Genomic DNA, 22697 nt, shown 5'->3' with positions numbered 1-22697 from the left:
ACCTATCCGACGAACGCGCCGCTCGTCGGAACCGATGTGGGACTCGGGGAGGAGTGACATGACCGGAGCGCGCGTCGTGATCATCGGGGCTGGGGTCGTCGGGGCTGCCCTCGCCGACGAGCTCTCCGCCCGGGGCTGGACCGATGTCATCGTCGTCGACCAGGGATCGCTTCCCGCGCCCGGCGGGTCCACCTCCCACGCGCCGGGGCTGGTGTTCCAGGCCAACCCCTCCAAGACCATGACGGAGATGGCCCGCTACACCGTCGAGAAGCTCGCCGCGCTGGAGCTGGACGGGGAGCCCTGCTACCTGCAGGTCGGCGGCCTGGAGGTGGCGACCACGCCGGACCGGCTCGCCGAGTTGCACCGCCGCTGCGGTTGGCTCACCTCGTGGGGCGTCGAGGCCCGGGTGATCGACCCCGACGAGTGCGTGGCCATGCACCCGCTGCTGGACCGCGACGTCGTGCTCGGCGGGCTGCACACCCCGACCGACGGCATCGCCAAGGCCGTCCGGGCCGTCGAGGCGCAGCTGCGCGCGGCCGCGGACCGCGGCGTGCGGGTGCTCGACCGGCACGAGGTCACCGGCATCTCCACGGAGGACGGGCGGGTCACCGGCGTCGTCACCGACCACGGCGAGCTGCCCGCCGACGTCGTCGTCTGCTGCGCGGGGATCTGGGGCCCGAAGGTGGCGGCGATGGTGGGCGTGCCGCTGCCGCTCACCCCGCTCGCGCACCAGCTCGCCGTCAGCGACCCGCTCCCGGCACTCGCCGGTCACGACCGCGAGGCCACCCGGCCGATCCTGCGCCACCAGGGCGCCGACCTCTACCTGCGCGAACGCGGCGAGTCGCTCGCCATCGGCTACTACGGCCACGACCCGCTGCCGCTCGACGCCCGGGACATCGCAGGCGTCGACGAGGCCGAGGTGATGCCCTCGGTGCTGCCGTTCACCGAGCACGACTTCGCCCCCGGCTGGGCCGACGCGCAGGCGCTCGTGCCCGCCCTGCGCGAGGCCAAGATCGGGGAGGCGATGAACGGCCTCTTCTCCTTCACGATCGACGGCATGCCGCTCATGGGGGAGGCGCGCGACGTCCCCGGCTTCTGGCTGGCCGAGGCCGTATGGGTCACGCACTCCTGCGGCGTGGCGAAGGCCCTCGCGGAGTGGCTGGTCGACGGCCGGTCGGCGAGCTTCGACCTGCACGAGTGCGACGCCAACCGCTTCTGGCCCCACCAGCTCGCCCCCGACTTCGTGCTCGCCAAGAACAAGCAGAACTACGTCGAGGTGTACGACGCGCTGCACCCGCTCGAACCCATGCTGGAGCCGCGCCCCCTGCGCACCTCGCCGTTCTACGAGCGGGAACGCGTCCTCGGCGCGGTCTTCCTGGAGGCCGCCGGCTGGGAGCGCCCGCACTGGTACGAGGCCAACGCCGCGCTCGTCGCGGGTCGCGACATCCCGACCCCCGACGACTGGGCCGCCCGCTGGTGGTCCCCGATTATCGGCGCGGAGGCCCAGATCACCCGCGAGCGGGTGGCGCTCTACGACATGACCTCGTTGACCCGGATCGAGGTCAGCGGCCGGGGCGCAGCTGCGTTCCTGCAGGGAGTCACCACCGGCAACGTGGACCGCTCGGTCGGCACGGTCACCTACTGCCTCCTGCTCGGCGAGGACGGCGGCATCCGCAGCGACATCACGGTCGCCCGGCTCGGGCCCGACGAGTTCCAGATCGGCGCCAACGGCCCCTTGGACCTCGACCTCCTACTGCGGGAGGCGCCCGAAGGGGTCGTCGTCCGCGACGTCACCGCGGGCACCTGCTGCATCGGTGTGTGGGGCCCGCTCGCCCGCGAGGTGGTGCTGCCGCTCGCCCCCGACCTCGCCGACGCCCGGTACTTCCGGGGCAAGCGGGTGCACGTCGGCACGGTGCCGGTCACCGCGCTGCGGCTGTCGTACGTCGGGGAGCTGGGCTGGGAGCTGTACACGACCGCCGACATGGGCCGCACCCTCTGGGACGCGCTCTGGGACGCCGGGCGCGAGTACGGGATCATCGCCGCCGGCCGGGGCGCGTTCAACTCGCTGCGGCTGGAGAAGGGCTACCGCTCGTTCGGCACGGACATGACGTTCGAGCACGACCCGTGGGAGGCCGGTCTCGGCTTCGCGGTGAAGCTCGACAAGGGTGGGTTCACCGGCCGCGACGCGGTGCTGCGCCGGCGCGACGACGTCCGCCGGAAGCTCACCTGCCTCACGCTCGACGAGACGGTGCTTGGCAAGGAACCGGTGTTCGCCGACGGCCGCCCGGTCGGCTACGTCACGAGCGCCGCCTACGGCTACACCCTCGGCCGGGGGATCGCCTACGCCTGGCTGCCGGCGGAGCTCCTCACTGCGGGCCAGCCGGTCGAGATCGGGTGGTTCGACCGGCGCATCCCGGCGGTGGTGGCGCAGGAACCGCTCTTCGATCCGAAGATGGAGCGCCTGCGCGGCTGAGTCCTCGGAGCTTCACGTGCACGCAATGTGATCGAACCGCGACGGCCTGTTGCCACCGTCACCCAGCATAACTAGTGTTGGGAGGGCGGTTGCAGCACAATCAGTGAGTGAGGGTGCCCGCGGGCATCCTCACGGACCCCGGCCCCCGGTCCTGATCCCGCAGCCGGCGCTCAGCGAGTTGCCGGCGTGGCACCGGGGGGAAGCATGGGCACAGCCGCGCAGGCGGAGCACAGCACCGGTCGGCGGTCGGGTGTGCGGATCATCTCCGTGCAACCCGACCGGGACCACGCCTTCATCGAGGTGATCGGCGAGTGCAGCCACGAGGCCGTGGCCGAGCTGCGACGGCGGGTGGACGGGCTGTTGATCGGCGGCGCACGGTTCGTGCTGGTGGACCTGACCGGGGCGGGCGAGGTCGCGCCGACCACGAGTTCGGCGCTCGCAGCCGCGGGGCGGCAGCTGACACGGCGCGAGGGATGGCTCCGGACGGTCGGGCACGACTCGTCGTCCTCCGCCGCCCGCTACGGCGCATCGCTTCCGGACCTGTTCACGATGTACCAGGCGGCGACGCGGAACGGCACGGGCAGGGTGGCAGGCGCCGGCGTACCGCGATGAGCGCCGAGCGTCGGGGAGATCCGGTCGCCGGCCGTGTGCGATGTCTCATCGTGGACGACGACGAGCGATTCCTCGCGGCTGCCCAGGGCTACCTCACGAACGGCGGAGTGGATGTCGTCGGCACGGCGACGAACCAGGCGGACGCGCTGCGCCAGGCGGACTCGCTGCAGCCGGACGTCGTCCTGGTCGACATCATGCTCGGCGACGAGAGCGGCTTCGTGCTCGCCCTGCGCCTCGTCGAGAGCCTCCCGGAACTCGACGGGCGCGTCATGCTCATCTCGACCCACGACGAGGACGACTTCGCGGACCTGATCGCCGAAAGCCCCGCCGTCGGGTTCATCCCGAAGATCAGCCTGTCGGTTCGGACGATCCACAACCTGCTGGCTTGAGCGAGACGACGAGGCCGACGTGCAGGGGTCCGATCCGCACTGCGGCAGGTCCACCCGAGCCCACGATCACCGCCGGTTCCGGGCGGCGATGGTCTCGACGAGCAGGCGAAGGTCGCGGAGGTCGGCCCGGAACTCCGCGCTCCAGTCGATCGGCCGGTCGAGGTGGTCGGCGAGCCCGTAATGGGCGGGGATGTCCTCCTCCTCCAGCTGCGCCCGGCGGGCGCGGGGTGAGAGCGTCCCCTTGCTGAACCGGCCGTTGACCTCGGACGCGGCGTAGCCCAGCACGAACGTCGAGACCAGCCGTTCCACGCGGCCCACCTCGGCCGCCGGCACACCGGCGTCGAGGAGCGCCTGGTAGACGGCGTCGGTGGCGCGGAGGGCGTCGGCGGTCACGGACGGCCGCGCGAGCAGGAGCGAGAACGCGCTGGGGTGCCGGGCGGCCAGGTCGCGGACGCCGTGTGCGAGTGCCTCCAGCCTCGTCCACCAGTCGGTGTCGGCGGGCAGGCGTTCGACGACGGGGATCTGCTCGGCGAGCAGCAGGTCGACGACGCCGTCGAGCAGGGCCTCCTTGTTGGACACGTGCGGGTACAGCGCCATCGCGCTCATGCCGACCCGCTCGCCGACGCTGCGCATCGAGACCGCGGCGAGGCCGCGCTCGTCGGCGATCTCGAGCGCTGCGGCGAGGATCTTGTCTCGGGTGCCCGGCATCCGTACAGTGTAGATTTATACAGTGTATATACGGCGTATAGGGCGGTGGTGTCGTGGACGGGCTCGACGCGCGGGGAGTGCGCAAGAGGTTCGGCGACCTCGTCGCGCTCGACGGGTTCGACCTCCGGATCGCCCCCGGCGAGATCGTGGGCCTCGTCGGGCACAACGGAGCCGGCAAGACGACGTTCGTGGAGATCGTCGCCGGGCTCACCCGGCCGGACGCCGGGACCGTGCTCGTCGACGGTCTCGACACCGCGACCCGCACCGCCCACGTCCGTGGGCGCGTCGGGCTCGCGCCGCAGGAGATCGGCCTCTACCCGCCCCTGACCGTGCGGGAGAACCTCCGGCTGTTCGCCGGCCTTGCAGGGCTGCGCGGGCGGCGGCAGCGCGCCGCCATCGCCGAGACGAGCGCTGCACTGGGGCTGTCGGAGGTGCTCGACCGGCAGGTCGGGCACCTGTCCGGTGGGCAGCGCCGGCGCACCCAGGCCGCCACGGCTCTCGTCCACCATCCGCGTCTGCTCCTGCTCGACGAGCCGACCGCCGGTGCCGACCCCGCGACCCGCCGCGCCCTGCTGCAGCTCGTGCGGCGGTGCGCCGAGGACGGCACCGCCGTCTGCTACACCACCCACTACCTGCCGGAACTCGCCGACCTCGACGCCACGATCGCCGTGGCGGCGCGCGGTCGGATCATCGCCAGGGGTACGCAGGCCGAGCTGCTCGCCGGGATCCCCGCCGAGTTGAGGGTCGTGTTGTCCTCGGGCGAGGAGCGCGTCCTGCGCTCCACCGACCCCGCGAGATCACTGGCCGGGCTCGTCGGGGAGGGGCTCCCGCTGCAGGCCGTCGACGTCCGGCAGCCCTCGCTCGACGACCTCTACCACGCACTGGAGGCCGGCCGTGTCGTCCCTTGACCGCACCCTCTCGATCGTCCGGGGCAACGTCACCCTCTTCGTGCGTGACCCCGGGCCGCTCGTCGGCCGCATCACCCAGCCCGTCCTGCTCGTCCTGCTGATGCAGCCGCTGTACGTGGCGGCGATCGGCGACGGCGCCCGCGGGACGGCGCAGGTCGTCCTCGGCCAGCTGGTGATGTTCAGCCTGCTCGGCACGTCCGTCGTCGGCAGCTCGATCCTCACAGAACGCCGCTGGAACACCCTCGACCGGCTCCGCGCGACCCCGGCCCGGGTCCCCGAGCTCCTCACCGGCAAGGCGGTCCCCGTCATGGGTTTCCTGCTGCTGCAGCAGGCGGTCCTCCTGGTTCTCGGCGTGACGGTGCTGGGACTGGAGGTCACCGACCCCGCCCTGTTGCTGCTCGCCGCCGTCGTCTGGGCCGCCACGGTGCTCTGCACCGGTGCCGCCATCGCCACGACGGTCGGCAGCCTCGCCCAGTTCAGCGCCGTCGTCGACGTCGGTTCGACGGTCGTCGCCGGCCTCAGTGGCGCCCTCGTACCGCTGGCGGCGATGCCGGAATGGGCCCGCACGATCGCGCCCGTCTGGCCCGGCTACTGGGCCATGGAAGGGCTGCGCTCAGCCCTGGACGGCGACCGGGAGGCCACCCTCGTCGCCGTGGCGGTCCTGCTCGCGTTCGCCGCCGCGGCGGCGGCGATCGCCGCGGTCCGCCTCCGGCGCGGCTGGGGTCGCAGCACGCTGCTGTGAGGGCGGGCGCCCAGCCGCGATCATGGCTGCGTGAACCGCACCTCGGCCGCGGTCGCCACGATCTCGATCGCGTCGCCGAGCGCCCACTCCGCCGCGCGGGAGGCGAGCGCTGCGGGTACGCCCGCGCTGCCCGGCCCGGCGGGCACGTCGTAGGTGGCGTGCGCGTCGTGCGGCAGAACTACCCGGAACCCGCGGTCGAGGGCGCCCCGGGCGGCCGCGCTCACGCAGAACTCGGACAGCAGCCCGCAGACGGCCATGCGGGTCACGCCGTGGCCGGACAGCAGGGCGGCGAGGTCCGTCTCCGCGAAGGGGTCGTCCTCGGTCTTGCGCAGCACCGGCTCCCCGTCCCGCGGGGCGATCGCCAGCTCCCAGCCGGGCGTGTGGGGCTCGTCCGGCTCGCCGGGCGGGCCGTCGTTCTGCAGGTGGACCACGAGCGCGTCGGCGGCGCGCGCCGCCGCGACCAGCCCGTCGAGCGTCCTCAGCAGTGTTGGGGCGGCGAGCACCGCGTCCGCGCCCGACACGAACCCGCGCTGCACGTCGACCACGAGGAGGGCCTGCGCCATTCAGAGCCCAGGGGGGTCGTAGCGGCCGTCGACGGCCGTCCAGCCGCCGTCGACGGTGAGCACGCTGCCGGTCACGAAGCTCGCCGCGTCCGATGCCAGGTACACCACCGCCCCGGCCAGCTCCGACGGCTGCGCCCAGCGGCCGAGCGCGCTCTTCGACGCGTAGGCGGCCTCCCAGGCCGGGTCGGAGCGGATCTGCCGCGTCAGCGGGGTCTCCACCACGCCCGGGGCGATCGCGTTGACCCGCACCCCGCGCGGCCCCAGCTCGGCGGCGGCGGTGCGCAGCAGCTGCACGAGCCCGGCCTTCGTCGCCGCGTACACGCCCTGGCCCGGCTCGACGGTGACGGCGCGGATCGAGGCGAACCCGACGATCGAGCCGCGGCCCCGCTCGGCCATCGGGCCGCCGAACGCCCGGACCAGGTTGAACGAGGCCCGCAGGTTCAGGTCGACCACCCGGTCGAACTCCGCGTCGGCGTAGTCCAGCAGCCGCTTGCGGACGTTGGTGGCCGCGGTGAACACCAGCACGTCCACGGCGCCCAGATCGGTGGCCGCGGACCGGACGGCCTCCCGGTCGAGCACGTCGAGTGCGTATGCGGTGCCCACACCGGTCGCGGTGGCGGCGTCGACGTCGCGGTCGGCGCACACGACCTCCGCGCCGTGCGCCGCGAGCGCCTTGGCGGCCTCGCGCCCGATCCCGCTCCCGGCCCCCACGACGACCACCCGCCTGCCGTCCAGCCGGAAGAGATCCTCATAGCTCACGGTCGGATCACCGCCATCCGCGTCACCGTCAGCTCCTCCACCGCGAACCGCGGGCCTTCCCGCCCGATGCCGGAGTCCTTCACCCCGCCGTAGGGCATCGTGTCCGAGCGGAAGCCGGGCACCTCGTTCACCACGACGCCGCCCACCTCCAGGCGGTCGATCGCCCGGAACGCCGAGGCGAGGGAGCGGGTGAAAACGCTCGCGTGCAGGCCGTACCGCGAGGCGTTGACCGCGTCGAACGCCGCCTCCAGGTCCGGCACCGTGCGCACGCACACCACCGGGCCGAACACCTCCTCGTCCCACGCCCGCAGGCCGTCCGGGACGTCGGCCAGCACGGTCGGCACCCCGTTCGACAGCCGCCGCGCGCCGGCGGCGACCGCCTCGTCGACCCACTCGTCCACCCGCTTCTGGGCGCCGGGGTCGATCAGCGCGGAGACCCGGGTCGCCGGGTCCCGCGGGTCCCCGACCCGGACGTCCGCGAGACCCGCGGCGAGCCGGTCGAGCAGCGCGTCGGCCACGGGCTCCTCGACGAGCACCCGCTGCACCGAGATGCACGCCTGCCCGGACGCGTAGAAGCCGCCGCGCAGGATCGCGTCCGCGGCGGCGTCCAGGTCGGCGTCCGCGGCGACGACGAGCGCGGCGTTCGAGCCCAGCTCCAGCAGCACCTTGCGCGGCGCGGCGGAGCGGGCGATCCGGTGGCCCACCTCGGCCGAGCCCGTGAACGAGACGGCCCCGATGCGCGGGTCGGTCACGAGCCGGGCGCCGACCTCGGCGTCGCCGGTGACGAGCTGGACCATCGCCTCCGGTGCACCCGCTTCCCGGAGCGCGTGCACCAGCCACAACGTCGCGAGGGGCGTCTGCGGGGCGGGCTTCCCGATCACCGGGCAGCCCGCGGCGACCGCGGGGGCGAACTTGTGGGCGGCGAGCAGCAGCGGGTAGTTGAACCCGGTGATCCCGACGACCACGCCGATCGGCCGCCGGGTCCAGAAGCCGATCATGCCGTCGCCCGACGGCAGCAGGTCCAGCGGCACGGTCTCGCCGTGCAGGCGGGCGACCTCCTCGGCCGCCGCCGCGAGGGTGACCAGCGTGCGGTCGACCTCCACCCGGCAGTCGACGAGGGGCTTGCCGGTCTCGAGGACGAGCAGCTGCTCCAGGTCCTCGCGGCGGGCCGCGAGGACGTCGCGGGTGGCCAGCAGCACGTCCCGCCGGACGCGCGAGGGCAGCGCGGCCGCCTCGGAACGGACGGCGAGCGCCGCGTCGAGTGCCGCCGACGCGTCGGCGACCGTCCCGACCGGACCTGGCGCGACGACCGAGCCGTCGTAGGGGAACCGGACGTCGGCGGTGGCTGCGGGCACCCAGCCGTCGCCGATCGGGAGGCCGGGCGGGAACGGCAGGTCGGGGATCATCGCAGGAACCGATCAGCTGCGGCGGCGTACACGTGCGCGCACCGGACGATGTCGTCCACCTCCACGAACTCGTCCGCCTGGTGGGCGATCCACTTCCCGCCGGGCCCGTAGACGACGGTGGGGATCCCGGCGTCGCGGGTGAGGATCGTGCCGTCGGTGGCGCCGGGCACCCCGCCGTAGCGCGCGGGCTCGCCGAGCACCTCCTCGTGGGCGGCGGCGAGCGCGGTGACCAGCGGGTGGTCGGTGGCGATCTCCACGCACGGGCGGTCGTCGACGACGGTCAGCTCGGAGGTGACCCCGTCCGGTGCGCCCGCCTCGGCGGCCAGCTCGCGCACCCGCTCGACCAGCGACGCGTGGTCCACCCCGGGGATGGTGCGCACGTCGACGGCGACCGTCGCCCGGGCGGGGATGACGTTGATCTGGTCGAGCGAGCCGGCGCGGCTCACGGTCGGGGTCACGTACACCTCGCCGAGGTGCTCGTGGGCCGGATGGGCTTTCTGCAGCCGGTCCTGGAGGTCGGCGAGCGCCACGAGCAGCCGGCCGGCCGCGGGCAGCGGGTTGCGCCCGTGCTGGGGCATGGCGCCGTGGGCCATCGCGCCGAGCAGGTCGACCCGGATCCGCACCGCGCCCTTGGCCGACGTGCAGATCTCGCCCTCCTCGGGCTCGCAGATGATCGCCCCGTCGACGCCCTTCGCGAGGTCGGTGCGGGCGAAGTGCTTGGCGCCGAGCATCAGCCCTTCCTCGTCGACGAGCGCGCACACCAGCACCCGGCCCGGGAACGGCCCGGCCAGCTGCAGGGCCCGCACGCCGTGGAGCATCGCCGCCACCCCGGACTTCATGTCCGCGGAGCCGCGGCCGTAGAGGCGGCCGTCGCGGATCTCGGCGCCGTAGGGGTCGACGGTCCAGCGCTCCGGGTCGCCCTCGGTGACGACGTCGGTGTGCCCCTCGAACGCGAGCGTTCGGCCCGGGCCACCGCCGCCCTCGACGATCGCGACGACGTTCGGCCGTCCCGGTGCCACCTCGGTGACCTGCGGCTGCCATCCGAACGAGTGCATGGTCTCGGCCACCAGCCGCGCGGCAGGTGCTTCCCGCGCGCCGTCCTCGTTCACCGTGCGCAGCCGCACGAGATCGCGGGTCAGCGCGACGACGGCCTCCTCGTCGACCGGGTATGTCACTTCGACTCCTCGGGAGTTCCGCGGGCGAGGTCGGAGGCGGTGCGTCCGGCCAGTGCCCCGCGGATCGTGGGGACGGCGGCGACGAGCCGCCGCGTGTACGGGTGCTCCGGCGCGTCGGCGACCTGCGCCGATGGCCCGAGCTCGACCAGCTCGCCGCGGTGCAGCACGGCGATCGTGTCGCAGACGTGGCGCACGACGGACAGGTCGTGCGAGACGAACACCAGTGTGAGCCGGAACCGCTCGACGAGGTCGGCGAGCAGGTTGAGGATCTGCGCGCGCACCGACACGTCGAGCGCGCTCACCGGTTCGTCGGCCACCAGGACGGACGGCCGGGGCGCGAGCGCCCGCGCGATCGAGATCCGCTGGCGCTGCCCGCCGGAGAACTGGTGGGGGTAGCGATCACCCGCGTCCGGTGGGAGGCCCACCGCCTCGAGGAGCTCCCGCACCCGGGCGGTCGCGTCGACGGCCCTGCCTGCGAGCGGCTCCGCGACGATGTCCCGCACCCGCATCCGCGGGTCGAGCGATCCCATCGGGTCCTGGAACACGACCTGCAGCTGGTCGCGCAGGAAGCGCAGCCGCCGCTCCGGCTGCCCGCCGACGTCCCGGCCGTCGAACGTGATCGTGCCCGAGGTGGGGGAGTCGAGCCCGGCGAGCAGCCGGATCAGCGTCGACTTGCCCGAGCCCGACTCGCCGACCAGCCCGAACCGCTGCCCCTCCGCGATGTCGAACGACACCCCGCGCAGCGCCTGCACCGGCGGTGCGGCGTGCCGCAGCGAGGTGCGCGGGCGGTGGTAGGTGCGCCGCAGGTCGCGGACCTGGATCAGGGGCTCGGGCGCCGGAAGTTCAGGAACGCCACGTTCCTGAACCTGCAGGACAGGAACGTGGCGTTCCTGAACCAGCGCCTCACCCGCCGACTCAGGGGAGCCCACCGGGTGGTGGCACGCGTAGCCGCCGCCGTCCTGCTCCGTCCACGGCGGCAGGACCGCGCAGTCGTCCGCCGCGTTCGGGCAGCGGTTGCGGAACACGCAGCCGTCGGGGAACCGGCCCGCGGCCGGCACGGAGCCGGGGATCGTGCGCAGCCTGCCGTCGGTGCCCGTCATGTCGGACGCGGCGAGCAGCCCCTGGGTGTACGGGTGGCGGGGGTTCGTGAAGACCTCCTCCACCGGGCCGGACTCCACGATCCGCCCGCCGTACATGACCATCACGCGCTCGCACACCGTGGCCACGACGGCGAGGTCGTGGGTGATGAACAGCAGGGCCGCGCCGCGTTCGGCGACGCCCGTCAGGATCAGGTCGAGGACCTGCGCCTGCACGGTGACGTCGAGCGCTGTGGTGGGCTCGTCGGCGAGCAGCACCGACGGGCCGTTGGCCAGCGCGATCGCGATCATCACGCGCTGGCGCTGCCCGCCGGAGAGCTGGTGGGGGTAGGCGCGGGCGAGCCGCTCCGGCTCGGGGAGGTGCACGCTGTCGAGGAGCTTCACGACGGCGGCCCGGGCGTTGCTGCGATCCCGCTGGGTGCCGTGCAACAGCATGACCTCGGCGACCTGGTCGCCCACCCGCATCGACGGGTTCAGCGCCGACATCGGTTCCTGGAACACCATCGTCATCGCCGCGCCGCGCACGGCGGCCATGCGCGGCTCCGGCGCGCCGACGAGGTCGTGGCCGACGCCCGCGAGCCGCACCGACCCGCCGGCGTGCACGCCATCGGGGAGCAGGCCCATCATCGCGAGCGCGGTGAGCGACTTGCCCGAGCCGGACTCGCCGATCAACCCCACCCGCTCACCGGCCGCGATCGTGAACGAGACGTCGGAGACGAGCCGCAGGTCGGCGGTGCCGACGTCGAGCCCGTCGACGTGCAGTACCGCGGTCATCGGTGCCGATGATCCGCTCGCGAGCTCGCTCATGAGCGGTCCACCAGCCGCGGGTCGAACCGGTCGCGCAGGCCGTCGCCGAGCAGGTTGAAGCCCAGCACGGCGAGCGCGATCGCGAGCCCTGGCCACAGCGAGAGCTCGGGCTTCAGGTAGAGCAGCTGCTGCGCCTCCTGCAGCATCCGCCCCCACGACGGTGTCGGCGGGCGGGTGCCGAAGCCGAGGAACGACAGCGCCGCCTCGGCGAGCACCGCGATCGCGAACGACACCGACGCCTGCACCAGCAGGATCCCGGCGATGTTGGGCAGCACGTGCCGGGCGGCGATCGCGGTGCGCGGGCGCCCGGCGGCCCGGGCGGCGAGCACGTACTCGGTGGCCAGCACCTGGAGGGCCCCGCCCCGGGCGAGCCGCGCGAACGACGGCACGGTCGCGATGCCGATCGCGACCATCGCGGTGAGCGTGCTCGGCCCGTACACCGCACCGAACATGATCGCGAGCAGCAGCGCGGGGAACGCGAGCACCAGGTCGTTGGTCCGCATGACGAGCTCGCCCAGCCAACGCGGTCCCATGGCGGCCAGGATGCCGATCGGCGTGCCGACCACTCCCGCCAGCCCGACGGCGACCACCCCCACGAACAGGGTGGTGCGGGCCCCGACGAGCAGCTGGCTCACCACGTCGCGGCCGAAGGTGTCGGTGCCCAGCCAGTGCGCGCCGCCCGGCGGCGCGAGCCGGCTGGCCGGGTCGACCTGCACCGCGTCGTAGGGAGTCCAGACGAACGAGAGCAGCGCAGCGGCCACGACGAGCCCCACGAGCGCGGCGCCCACCACCAGCGCGGCCGGAACGCGGGTCATGCCGCTCTCCGCAGCCGCGGGTCGAGCACCGCGTAAGCCACGTCGACCAGGAAGTTGACCACCAGCACGGCCAGCACCAGCACGATCACCACGCCCTGCACGAGCAGCAGGTCGCGGTTGGCGACGCCGTCGAGCAGCAGGCTGCCGAGCCCGGGGATCACGAACACCCGCTCCACCACGACCGCGCCGACCAGGAGCGTGGCCAGCTGCAGCCCGAGCACCGTGACCACCGGGATCGCGGCGTTGCGCAGCCCGTGGCGCACCAGCGCGCGGCCCGGGGTGAGGCCCTTGGAGCGGGCGGTGCGCAGGTAGTCCTCGCGCAGCACGTCGAGCACGGCTGAGCGGACGTAGCGGGTGAGCACCGCGCCCTGCACGAGGCCGAGCGCGAGCGCCGGGAGCAGCAGGCGGCGCAGGAACTCGACGGGGTCCTGCGCGGGTGGGACCCACCCGCCCGAAGGCAGCCAGCCCAGCCGCACGGCGAAGACCGTGACGAGCAGGATGCCGGCCAGGAAGCTCGGGATCGCCACCCCGACCTGGCTGAACGCCGAGATCGCGGTGCCGGCGGCCCGCCGGTGGTGCACGGCGGCGAGCACGCCGAGGGGCAGCGCCACCACCAGCGCGACCGCCATCCCGGTCAGCACGAGCCACGTGGTGACCAGCAGCCGGTCGAGGATCTGCGGCCCGACGTCGACGTCGGTGACGTAGGAACGGCCGAAGTCGCCGACCGGCAGCCCGCCGACCCAGTCCAGGTACTGCACGACGAGCGGGCGGTCGGTGCCGAACGCCGCGCGGGTGGCCGCGACCGCCTCCTCGGTGGCGTTGACGCCCAGCGCGACGCGGGCCGGGTCGCCCGGCAGCACCGACATGAACGCGAACACGACGACCGACGCCACCACCAGGCTGGCGACGAACACGGCCGTGCGGCGGACCAGCTGGACCAGCACGGCTACCCGCGCGACAGCGCGGTGAGGTCGAGCGCCTCGCCGATGCGGTTGCGGGGGAGGCCCTTGACGTCGGCGTCGGCGACGATCAGGTTCGGCAGCAGGAAGAGCCAGTCGGCCGCTGCGTCCTCGGCGATGAGCCGCCCCACCTGCCGCAGGTCGTCGATCTGCTGCTGCTGGCTGCCGGTCTCCGACTCGGTGAGCAGCCGCTGCACCTCCGGGTTGGTGTAGCGCCAGTAGTAGCTCGGGTCGCCGAAGGTGCGGATGTCCCGCGGCTCGACGTGCGCGACGATCGAGAGGTCGTAGTCGGCGTTCTTGAACACCTGCTCCAGCCAGCGGGCGGGGAACTCGAGGGGCTCGATCTGGGTCTGGACGCCGACGGCCGCGAGCTGGCTCTGCACCACCTGCGCCGCCGCGACGGCGTAGGGCAGGTTCGCGATCCGGAACCGCAGCGAGAGGTTCGGGGTGCCGGCCTCGGCGAGCAGCGCCCGCGCTGCGTCCGGGTTGTACGGGGTGACGTCGGGCAGCGGCTGGTACCACGGGTCGGTGGGCGGGACCATGCTGTCGATCGGGGTGCCGCGCCCCGCCCAGGCCGTGTTCAGCACGGCCTGGTGGTCAATGGCCATCGCGATGGCGCGGCGGACCCGGACGTCGCTCGTGGGTCCGGTCGCGCCGTTCATGGCGAGGGTGACCTCGCCGTTGGTGGTGCCCTCGATCACCTGGAAGCGGCTGTCACCGTCGAACTGCGCGAGCGCCTCTGGTGCCTGCACGGTGCCGATCACGTCGATGCCGTCGGTGAGGAGCGCGTTGACGGCGGCGGTCGCGTCCTTGAAGTACTGCAGGTCGACCTGGCGGATGGCGGGGGCGTCGCCCCAGTACCCGTCGCGGCGGGTGAGGACGAGGCGGTCGCCGCGGCGGAACTCCGAGACCGTGTACGGGCCGGTGCCGACGGGCGTGTTCGCGAGGTCGCCGACGCCGGACGGGTCGAACATCGCGCCGATGCGGGTGGTCATCCGGAAGAGCCAGCTGTTGCTCGGCTGGCCGAGCGTGACCCGCGCGTGCGTCGGGGACACCACCTCGACCCCGGACACGACGCCCATGGCGCTCTTGAGCGAGACCGTCCAGGCGTCGGACTTCACCCGCTCGATGCTGAACTTCACGTCGTCGGCGGTGAACGGCTCGCCGTTCGAGAACGTGACGTCCTCGCGCAGGGTGAAGTCGTAGACGAGGCCGTCGGGGCTGACGGTCCAGGACTCGGCGAGGGCGGGCTCGATCTCGCCGGTCTCCTGGTTCAGCTCGACCAGGCCCTCGTAGACGTTGACCAGCAGCGCCTCGGGGATCGCGGCGCCGTCGGTGCGGGTGAAGTCGAGGTTGGCCGGCTCGGCGGTGAGCCCGATCCGCAGCGGTGCGTCCGGGCTTCCGGGAGCCACGCCGGGGGAGGCGGTGGACCCGGCGGAGCAGCCGGCGGCGAGCAGGGCACCGGCGAGCAGGAGGACGCCCGGGCGGAGGAGCGAATGCGTCACCCGGAAGATCCTCTCACCGCGGCAGTGGTCCGACCAGTCGATCCCAGCACTTCGGGTCCGGAGTTGACCTGAAGTGAGGTTCAGCTCCTACCGTCGGTCCCGTGATCGAAGCACTGGAGCGCTACGGCGCCGCCCTCACCGTGACCGACGACCTGGAGGAGCACGCCCGCGCCGTCGAGGGGTGGGGCTACACGTCCATCTGGGTGGCCGGCGGGCAGCTGACCACGCTCGAACCGCTGCTGCGGATCCTGCGTGCCACGACCCGGGTGGCGGTGGTCCCGGGGATCATCGCCCTCGACGTGCACGGCCCCGAGGCCATTGCCGAGCTGTACGCCGAGGCCGAAGCGATCGCGCCGGGCCGCCTCGTGGTGGGTCTCGGCGGTCCCCAACGCACACAGGCCGGTGCACTGGCGGCACTGGGCACCGCCCTCGACGAGCTCGAAGCCGTGGTGCCGCGGGAGCGGCGGCTGCTCGCGGCGCTCGGGCCGCGGAAGCTGGACCTGGCACGGGACCGGTTCGGCGGCGCCGTCACGCTGCTGGTGAACCCCGAGTACACCGCGTGGGTCCGTGACCGGCTCGGCGGCGGCTCGACGCTGGTGGTCGACCAGCTCGTCGTCCTCGACGAGGACGCGCAGACGGCGAGGGCCGCGGCGCGCGAGCCGCTGGGCTTCCTGTCCAGGGTGGGCGGCTACGCGGCCGCGTTCTCGCGGATGGGGTTCACCGACACCGAGATCCGCGAGATGAGTGACGGCCTCGTCGACGCCACCTTCGCTTGGGGCGGGGCCGACCGGGTGCTCGCCCGCCTGCGGGAGCAGGAGGCCGCGGGGGCCGACCACGTCGTGATCTCGCCGTTGGGTGGTCCGGGCGAGCTGGCGACCCTGGAACGGCTGGCGCCGAGCCTCGTGGGGTCGTGAGCGGTTGTCACTCACGATCACCTACGAGCCCGTTGCGGTGTCGATCGAGACGGTGCGGAACTGCGGGCGGCCGTTGACCGGCAGCGCGAAGCCCTTCACGCGGGAGCGGACCGCGTAGTTGCTGCGCAGGTCGGCGGGGAAGATGCCGACGGCGTCGTCCCAGATGATCTGCGCGGCCCGGGCGTAGAGGCGTTCGCGCTCGCCCTGGTCGAGCGAGGCGCGGGCGTCGAGCAGCAGCCGGTCGAGCTCCGGGTTGCAGTAGCCGGTGCGGTTCGCCGAACAGACGTAGAGCCGGGCGAGGGTGAAGTCGGCGTCACCGGTGCCGGTGGTGTTGGTCTGCAGGTTCAGGTCGAAGTTCTTCGCGTTGAGGTCCTGCAGCCACTGCGGGCGCTCCTTCTCCAGGGGCTCGACCGTGACGCCGATCGCGGCCCACGCCGACACCATCGCCTGCGCGAGCGCGCGGATGTTCGGCCCGCCCTCGCGCGGCCACTGCATCGACACCCGCAGCCCGTCCGGGTGCCCCGCCTCGGCGAGCAGCGCCTTCGCCCGAGCCGGGTCGTACGCGTAGGGCTGCAGGGCGGGGGCACCGAAGACGTCCTGGGTGATGGGTGCCTCCGCCACGCTCGCGCTGTCGCCGAACAGGTCGCCGACGATCGCGTTCAGGTCGAGCGCGTGCCACATCGCCTGCCGGACGCGGACGTCGTCGAACGGCGGGCGGGAGGAGTTGAACCAGGTGAAGTAGTACTGGAAGCTCGGACCGCTGCCGTAGGCGATGTCCGGCCGGCCGTCCACCTCGGACGCCTGGTCGGGCGGGATGGACTGCAGCACGTCCACCTCCCCGGTGCGCAGCGCCGTGATCCGCGCCGCGGTCTCCGGAATGCTGACGATCTCGACCCGGTCGAGCGTGGCCTTCTCGCCCCAGTAGGTGTCGTTGCGGCGCAGCACCACCCTGTCGTCGGGGGTGAAGCTCTCGAACAGGAACGGCCCGGTGCCGATCGGGCGCTCCCAGTACGCCGGGTCGTTCACGCGGTCGGCCGGGCCGATGAACACCAGCGACAGCGAGCTGGGCAGCGTCCCGAGCGGCTCGGACGTGCGGAAGGTGACCGTCCGGTCGTCGGTGGCCTCGACCTGCTGGACGGCCGTGAACAGCGGGGCGAGCGACCACTTGAGCGCCTGGCCCCGCTCCAGCGACGCCTTGACGTCTCGGGCGGTGAGCGGCGTGCCGTCGCTGAACGTCACGCCCGCGCGCAGGTGGAACACCCACGTGTTGTCGCCGACGGGCTCGAACGACTCGGCGAGCACGCCGACCGGCTGCCCGTCCTCCATCGCGACGAGGGTCTCCATGACCTGCTGCACCGCGGTCTGCGTCGGCTCCTCGGCGGGGTACTGGTGCGCGTCGAGCGACACGGGGAAGAGCGCGGGGGAGTAGCGCAGCACCTGCTCCTCGCCCGCACCGCCGCCGCCTCCCGACATCGTGGTGCAGGCCGAGAGCGCTCCCGACAGAACTACGACGGCGGCGAGCGCCGCCGCGGGCAGAAGCCTTCGCATGCTCACCGGTGGGCTCCTTCGTCCAGGGTGAACGTCGCGACCACGGGCTTGTGGTCGGACGGTGCGGAACCGTCGTGGAAGAACTCGACGACCTCGCTGGTACGGGGCCGCACCGCGCCCCGGGAGAAGATCCAGTCGATGGCCTTGGCCGGCGACTGCACCGGCGAGAGGCGGGTGCCCCGGCCGCTGGTGAACGGCATCGGGACGACCGGGTGGGTGGGCGGCGCCGGGGACCCGAGAGCGGTGAACGAGTCGAGGAAACCGGCGTTGCCCAGCTCCCACAACGGCCCGCCGATGTCGTTGACGTCGGAGGTGAACAGGCACGGCCCGGCGCCGGCCAGCTCGTCCAGCGCGGCGGCGACGGCCCGCGCCTGCGGGACGCGCTGGTTGACGCCGGTCGCGCGTTCCTCGGCGTGGCCCGGCCAAGTCAGGTGCGCGGTCGCGAAGACGAGCACGGTGCCGCCCGCCGTGCGCAGCCGCACCCAGAACAGGCCGGCCGTCGGGTCGAGGATCCCCACGTCCCGCACCCCGTAGGCGACCAGCTCGAACAGCTCGCGCCGCCACCAGAGGTTGCTCTGCCGCGCCCAGCCGGGGTGATCGTCGACGACCCGGGCGTGGCCGGGGAGCTCCTCGTCGATCAGGGCGCGCGAGCCGGGCCGCAGCTCCTGGGTGGCGAGCAGGTCCGGCGCCCGGGTGCGGAAGAACGCCCGCAGCGCGGGCTCCCGCTCGGCGAGGTGGGCGTCTCCCCAGAGGTTGTAGGTCGTGGCGACGAAGGTGATCACGCTGCCTCCTCGGGCGCAGGCGTGTTGTAGGCGACGAGCCGCGCGCTCCGGCTCCCGTCCCCGCCGAGGACGAAATCCAGGACGGTCTCCGCGCAGTTGGTGGGCGGGTCGAGGCCCAGGTGCCCGCCCGCGGGCAGGCCCAGTGCCTCGGCCGTCGCCACCCGGACCGGCCCGCCGTGGGTGAAGACGATCACGGTGTGCCGGCTGCCGGCCGGTGTGCTCGTGAAAGGGGCCAGCGTGTCGTCCAGTGCTGCGGCGACCCGGCCCCGCACCTCGGCGAACGTCTCGCCGCCGCCGCGCCGCACGTCCTCGCCCCGGCGCAGCGCGCGGACGATGTCGGGGTACTCCGCTGCGATCTCGACGAAGCTGCGCCCGCTCCACGTGCCGACGGCCGCCTCGCGCCACCGGGTGTCGATGCGGGCGGGGAGCCCGGTGCGGGCGAGGTAGGGCGCCGCGGTCTCGGAGACGCGGAGCAGGTCGCTGGCCACCACCAGGTCGGGCAGGCCGTGGCGCTCCAGGCCTGAGGCGATCGCGCGCGCCTGCGCGTGCCCACGGGCGGTGAGTCCCGGCCCGGTCTGGCCCTCGAACCGGGCGGCCGCGTTGCCCTGCGACTCCCCGTGGCGCACCAGCACCACGCGGACGGCGCGCCAGTCGTCGAGATCGGGGTCGTCGAGGACGCTGTGCCTGTTCATCCGATCGCCCCGGCGGTCAGCGGCTCGGCGAAGTGGCAGGCGCTCGGGTGGCCGGCGCGTTCCACCAGCGCGGGCGTCTCGTCCGCGCACCGCGCCACGGCCTTCGGGCAGCGGGTGCGGAAGCGGCACCCCGACGGTGGCGCCGCGGGCGAGGGCAGGTCGCCCTGCAGCAGGATCCGCGCGCGGTCGGGCTGGTCCCACGGACGCGGCACCGGCACCGCGGAGAGCAGCGCCTGCGTGTACGGGTGCGTCGGCCGCTCGAACAGCTCCCGCGTGGGCGCCTGCTCCACGACCGTGCCCAGGTACATCACGGCGACCTCATCGCTGATGTGCCGCACCACGGACAGGTCGTGTGCGATGAACAGGTAGGTCAGGCCCAGGTCGCGCTGCAGGTCCTGCAGCAGGTTGAGCACCTGGGCCTGCACCGACACGTCGAGCGCGGACACGGCCTCGTCGCAGATCACGAGCTTCGGACGCAGGGCGATGGCGCGCGCGATACCGATGCGCTGGCGCTGGCCGCCGGAGAACTGGTGCGGGTAGCGGTCGGCGTGGGTCGGGTCGAGGCCCACGCGTTCGAGCAGGTCGCGCACCTCGGCCGCCCACCGCGCCCGCGGCACGACGTCGGGGTGGATCTCCCACGCCTCGCTCACGATCTGTTCGACGGTCCGGCGCGGGTTCAGCGAGGCGTACGGGTCCTGGAAGATCATCTGGACGTCGCGGCGCAGCCGGCGCATCTCGACGGGCGGCACCGTCGTGAGGTCCCGCCCCTGGAACAACACCTGCCCCGAGGTGGGCCGCTCCAGGCCGACGACCGTGCGGGCGAGCGTGGACTTGCCCGACCCGGACTCGCCGACGAGGCCGAGGGTGCGTCCCGGGGCGAGGTCGAACGAGACCCCCGCCACCGCCTGCACCGCGCCGACCCGGCGGCGGAGCAGGGCGGAGCGGATCGGGAAGGTGGTGTGCAGGTCGCGCACCGAGAGCAGGGGCTCACGCTCCATCGAGGACCTCCTCCGCGCGGTGGCACGCCGCCGCCCGCCCGGCGCGAGGGACCGGGCGCAGCTGGGGCCGCTCGTCGCGGCAGCGGTCCACCGCGTACGGGCAGCGGGGGTGGAACGGGCAGCCCGAGGGCAGGGCGGCGAGGTTCGGCGGCGCGCCCGGGATCGGCGTGAGGCGGTCCTGGCCGTCCGCGATGCTCGGCAGGGAGGCCATCAGCCCCGCGGCGTAGGGGTGCGCGGGGCGCTCGTAGACCTCCCTGATCGGGCCGGTCTCCGCGGCCCGCCCGGCGTACATCAGCAGCATGCGGTCGGCGACGTCGGCGACCACGCCGAGGTCGTGCGTGATCAGCACCAGTGCCATCCCGTACTCCTGCTGCAGGCTCGCCAGCAGGGCCATGACCTGCGCCTGCACCGTGACGTCGAGGGCGGTGGTCGGTTCGTCGGCGATGAGCAGCCGCGGGTCGAGCGCGATCGCCATCGCGATCATCACGCGCTGGCGCATGCCGCCGGAGAACTGGTGCGGGTAGTCGTCGACGCGCTTCGCCGCGTCGGGGATGCCGACGCGCTTCATCAGGTCGACCGCGGCCGCCTTCGCCTCGCGCCGCGACGCACCGCGATGGCGGCGGAACATCTCGCCGATCTGCGTGCCCACCCGGAACACGGGGTTGAGCGAGCTGAGCGGGTCCTGGAAGACCATCGCCATCTCGGAGCCGCGCAGCCGGCGCACGTCGGCCGCCGGCCGCGTGAGCAGGTCGACGCCGTCGTAGACGATCCGGCCGCCGGTGATGCGGCCCGCCTGCAGCAGGCCCATCACGGCCTGGGCGGTGACGCTCTTGCCGCTGCCGGACTCGCCGAGCACCGCGAGGGTCTCGCCGGGAGCGATCTCGAAGCTCAGGCCGTCGACGGGGGTGATCACGCCGGTCGCGGTGCGGAACTGCACGCGCAGGTCCTCGACCGAGAGCAGCGGGGCGGGGCGGTCCCGGGCGGGGGCCGGCCGTTCGGGGGCAGGGAGCATCGGCTACAGGCTCTTCAGTCGGGGGTCGAAGCGGTCGCGCAGCGCGTCGCCGAGGACGCCGAAGGCCACCACGAGTAGGGCGAGGGCCAGGCCGGGGATCGTCGCGATCCACCACGCCTCGGCGAGGTAGTTGCGGCCGTTGGCGATGGTGACGCCCCAGCTCGGGGTGCTGGTCGGCGTGCCGAGGCCGAGGAAGGACAGCGACGCCTCGGCGAGGATCACGTGGCCCAGCTCCACCGTGGCCACGACCAGCACGGGAGCGACGCAGGCGGGCAGGATGCAGCGGCGCACCACGTGCCAGGTGCCCGCGCCGAGGGTGCGGGTGGCGTCGACGTACTCCCGGCCGCGCACGGTGAGCACCTGGCTGCGGACGACCCGGGCGAAGGTGACCCAGTTGGACACCGCCAGCACGATCACGACGTTCACGACGCTCGGGCCGAGCAGCGCGGCGATGAAGATCGCCAGGAGGATCGAGGGGAACGTCAGCTGCACGTCGGCGAGGCGCATGAGCACGCCGTCGACCCAGCCGCCGAAGTAGCCCGCGACGACGCCGACGGTCACCCCGATCAGCCCGGCGAGCAGCAGCGTCGCCAGTCCGACCGCGATCGAGACGCGCGCACCCTGCAGCATCTGGGCGAGCAGGTCCTGCCCGACCTGGTCGGTGCCGAACACGGCCAGGGTCCCGTCGCTGGTGCGGGAGCCAGGGGGGAGCAGCCGGTCCGCGGTGTGCGTTGCGACCGAGTCGTACGCGAGCAGCACCGGGCCGACGATCGCCGCGAGCACGTACACCGCGATGACGGCGATGGCGAAGCGGATCCGTGCGGTGCCCGGCCGCCGGGACGGCGGGGCGATCGGCGCGGTCTTTGCAGGGACGGGTGGCGCGATCACGGTCATGCCCGGCCCGCCAGCCGCACCCGTGGGTCGAGGTAGCCGTAGAGGACGTCGACCACGAGGTTGATCAGCACGAACCCGGCGGCGATCACGAGCACCGCCGCCTGCACGACGCCGTAGTCGCGGTGGGAGATCGAGTCGATGAGCAGCCGCCCGACACCCGGCCACGAGAAGACGGTCTCGACGATCACGGTGCCGCCGAGCAGGGCGCCGAACTGCAGGCCGACGACCGTGACGATCGGGATGAGCGCGTTGCGGATGGCGTGCGGGAAGATCACCACCCGCTCGGTGAGGCCCTTGGCGCGCGCGGTCTGCACGTAGCCCTCGTGGATCACCTCGAGGAGGCCGCTGCGGGTGAGCCGCACGAGGATCGCGAGGAACGGCAGTGCGAGCGTGACGGCCGGCAGCACCATGTGGGCCGGGGAACCGGTGCCGGCGCTCGGGAGCAGGCCGAAGGTGCGGGAGAGCACCAGGATCAGCACGATGCCCACCCAGAACGACGGCGTGGACTGGCTGATCAGCGAGAACACCGAGACGAACCGGTCGGCGACGGTGTTCACGCGCAGCGCGGCGACGATGCCGAGCGGGATCCCGACCAGCAGCGAGAGGGAGAGCGCCACCACGGCGAGCTCCGCGGTGGCGGGCAGTCGCTCCACCACGAGGCCGAGGGCGTCGCCCGAGAGCCGGTACGACGGGCCGAAGTCGAGCCGGGCGACGTCGGCGAGGTAGGCGCTGTACTGCACGAGCAGCGGCTGGTCGAGGCCGAGCTGGGCGCGGAGCGCCGCCACCTGGTCCGGCGTGGCGTCCGAGCCGAGGATGAGCAGCGCGGGATCGCCGGGGACGAGGCGCAGCACCAGGAAGATGATCGTGACGGCGCCCCACAGGACGAACACGGAGAAGGCGAGCCGCCGGGCGAGGTAGGCCGCCATCAGCGGCTCCGAG

Annotated in this window: 22 protein-coding genes; 6 read left to right on the top strand and 16 right to left on the bottom strand. The window is 73.5% G+C overall.

Features of this window, described 5'->3' with window-relative positions; all coding sequences use genetic code 11:
- The first annotated feature begins 58 nt into the window (after positions 1–58).
- The 3 genes from FB388_RS16850 (at position 59) to FB388_RS16840 (ending at position 3474) form a co-directional block, all read left to right on the top strand.
- The gene (locus tag FB388_RS16850; RefSeq protein ID WP_142102013.1) at positions 59–2473 is read left to right on the top strand and encodes a GcvT family protein; all 2415 of its coding nucleotides are present in this window, start codon (positions 59–61) and stop codon (positions 2471–2473) included.
- A 204-nt stretch (positions 2474–2677) separates the two neighbouring features.
- The gene (locus FB388_RS16845; protein ID WP_142102011.1) at positions 2678–3085 is read left to right on the top strand and encodes an STAS domain-containing protein; all 408 of its coding nucleotides are present in this window, start codon (positions 2678–2680) and stop codon (positions 3083–3085) included.
- A 50-nt stretch (positions 3086–3135) separates the two neighbouring features.
- Complete coding sequence (locus FB388_RS16840) at positions 3136–3474, top strand: response regulator (RefSeq protein WP_246121995.1); 339 nt, start codon at positions 3136–3138, stop codon at positions 3472–3474.
- Positions 3475–3540: 66 nt separating this feature from the next.
- On the opposite strand, the gene FB388_RS16835 is transcribed toward FB388_RS16840, so the two are convergent.
- A complete protein-coding gene (locus FB388_RS16835) occupies positions 3541–4182 on the bottom strand; it encodes a TetR/AcrR family transcriptional regulator (protein WP_142102008.1) in 642 nt (213 codons plus the stop codon).
- Positions 4183–4235: 53 nt separating this feature from the next.
- Here FB388_RS16835 and FB388_RS16830 point away from each other — a divergent pair, with 53 nt between their 5' ends.
- Positions 4236–5090, top strand: a complete 855-nt coding sequence (locus FB388_RS16830) for an ABC transporter ATP-binding protein (protein WP_142102007.1) — start codon at positions 4236–4238, stop codon at positions 5088–5090.
- Positions 5077–5832 carry an ABC transporter permease gene (locus FB388_RS16825; RefSeq protein ID WP_142102005.1) on the top strand — a complete coding sequence of 252 codons (756 nt, stop codon included), beginning with the start codon at positions 5077–5079 and terminating at the stop codon, positions 5830–5832. The genes FB388_RS16830 and FB388_RS16825 overlap by 14 nt, the downstream gene beginning before the upstream one ends.
- A 20-nt stretch (positions 5833–5852) precedes the next feature.
- On the opposite strand, the gene FB388_RS16820 is transcribed toward FB388_RS16825, so the two are convergent.
- From FB388_RS16820 to FB388_RS16785, 8 genes are read right to left on the bottom strand one after another with little or no spacing between them, the layout of a single operon-like run.
- The gene (locus FB388_RS16820) at positions 5853–6395 is read right to left on the bottom strand and encodes an isochorismatase family protein (protein WP_142102003.1); all 543 of its coding nucleotides are present in this window, start codon (positions 6393–6395) and stop codon (positions 5853–5855) included.
- Entirely contained in the window at positions 6396–7154 is a 759-nt protein-coding gene (locus FB388_RS16815) for an SDR family NAD(P)-dependent oxidoreductase (RefSeq protein WP_142102001.1), read from the bottom strand.
- Positions 7151–8560, bottom strand: a complete 1410-nt coding sequence (locus FB388_RS16810; protein WP_211361949.1) for an aldehyde dehydrogenase family protein — start codon at positions 8558–8560, stop codon at positions 7151–7153. Before FB388_RS16810 ends, FB388_RS16815 begins: the two co-directional genes overlap by 4 nt.
- The gene (locus FB388_RS16805) at positions 8557–9735 is read right to left on the bottom strand and encodes a M20 family metallopeptidase (RefSeq protein ID WP_142101999.1); all 1179 of its coding nucleotides are present in this window, start codon (positions 9733–9735) and stop codon (positions 8557–8559) included. Before FB388_RS16805 ends, FB388_RS16810 begins: the two co-directional genes overlap by 4 nt.
- Entirely contained in the window at positions 9732–11606 is a 1875-nt protein-coding gene (locus tag FB388_RS16800; RefSeq protein WP_142101997.1) for a dipeptide ABC transporter ATP-binding protein, read from the bottom strand. The genes FB388_RS16805 and FB388_RS16800 overlap by 4 nt, the downstream gene beginning before the upstream one ends.
- 29 nt (positions 11607–11635) lie before the next feature.
- Positions 11636–12454, bottom strand: a complete 819-nt coding sequence (locus FB388_RS16795; protein ID WP_142101995.1) for an ABC transporter permease — start codon at positions 12452–12454, stop codon at positions 11636–11638.
- A complete protein-coding gene (locus FB388_RS16790; protein WP_142101993.1) occupies positions 12451–13398 on the bottom strand; it encodes an ABC transporter permease in 948 nt (315 codons plus the stop codon). The genes FB388_RS16795 and FB388_RS16790 overlap by 4 nt, the downstream gene beginning before the upstream one ends.
- 2 nt (positions 13399–13400) lie before the next feature.
- Entirely contained in the window at positions 13401–14918 is a 1518-nt protein-coding gene (locus tag FB388_RS16785) for an ABC transporter substrate-binding protein (protein WP_246121993.1), read from the bottom strand.
- 101 nt (positions 14919–15019) lie between these two features.
- Here FB388_RS16785 and FB388_RS16780 point away from each other — a divergent pair, with 101 nt between their 5' ends.
- Complete coding sequence (locus FB388_RS16780; RefSeq protein ID WP_142101991.1) at positions 15020–15832, top strand: TIGR03620 family F420-dependent LLM class oxidoreductase; 813 nt, start codon at positions 15020–15022, stop codon at positions 15830–15832.
- Positions 15833–15853: 21 nt separating this feature from the next.
- Here the strand turns inward: FB388_RS16780 and FB388_RS16775 are convergent, their stop codons facing one another.
- From FB388_RS16775 to nikB, 7 genes are read right to left on the bottom strand one after another with little or no spacing between them, the layout of a single operon-like run.
- Positions 15854–17380, bottom strand: a complete 1527-nt coding sequence (locus FB388_RS16775; RefSeq protein WP_142103235.1) for an ABC transporter substrate-binding protein — start codon at positions 17378–17380, stop codon at positions 15854–15856.
- Between the two features lie 2 nt (positions 17381–17382).
- Positions 17383–18162 carry an endonuclease/exonuclease/phosphatase family protein gene (locus FB388_RS16770; protein ID WP_142101989.1) on the bottom strand — a complete coding sequence of 260 codons (780 nt, stop codon included), beginning with the start codon at positions 18160–18162 and terminating at the stop codon, positions 17383–17385.
- Complete coding sequence (locus FB388_RS16765; protein WP_142101987.1) at positions 18159–18854, bottom strand: histidine phosphatase family protein; 696 nt, start codon at positions 18852–18854, stop codon at positions 18159–18161. Before FB388_RS16765 ends, FB388_RS16770 begins: the two co-directional genes overlap by 4 nt.
- Positions 18851–19852, bottom strand: a complete 1002-nt coding sequence (locus tag FB388_RS16760) for an ABC transporter ATP-binding protein (protein ID WP_142101985.1) — start codon at positions 19850–19852, stop codon at positions 18851–18853. The genes FB388_RS16765 and FB388_RS16760 overlap by 4 nt, the downstream gene beginning before the upstream one ends.
- Positions 19842–20864, bottom strand: coding sequence for an ABC transporter ATP-binding protein (locus FB388_RS16755; RefSeq protein ID WP_142101982.1), 1023 nt, complete (start codon positions 20862–20864; stop codon positions 19842–19844). Before FB388_RS16755 ends, FB388_RS16760 begins: the two co-directional genes overlap by 11 nt.
- Before the next feature lie 3 nt (positions 20865–20867).
- Complete coding sequence (locus FB388_RS16750; protein ID WP_142101979.1) at positions 20868–21758, bottom strand: ABC transporter permease; 891 nt, start codon at positions 21756–21758, stop codon at positions 20868–20870.
- The gene (gene nikB, locus FB388_RS16745) at positions 21755–22684 is read right to left on the bottom strand and encodes a nickel ABC transporter permease (RefSeq protein ID WP_142101977.1); all 930 of its coding nucleotides are present in this window, start codon (positions 22682–22684) and stop codon (positions 21755–21757) included. Before nikB ends, FB388_RS16750 begins: the two co-directional genes overlap by 4 nt.
- Positions 22685–22697: the final 13 nt, after the last annotated feature.

The sequence above is a fragment of the Pseudonocardia cypriaca genome, from assembly GCF_006717045.1.
Classification (GTDB): domain Bacteria; phylum Actinomycetota; class Actinomycetes; order Mycobacteriales; family Pseudonocardiaceae; genus Pseudonocardia; species Pseudonocardia cypriaca.
This window is presented reverse-complemented; position numbering and strand designations above follow the sequence as displayed.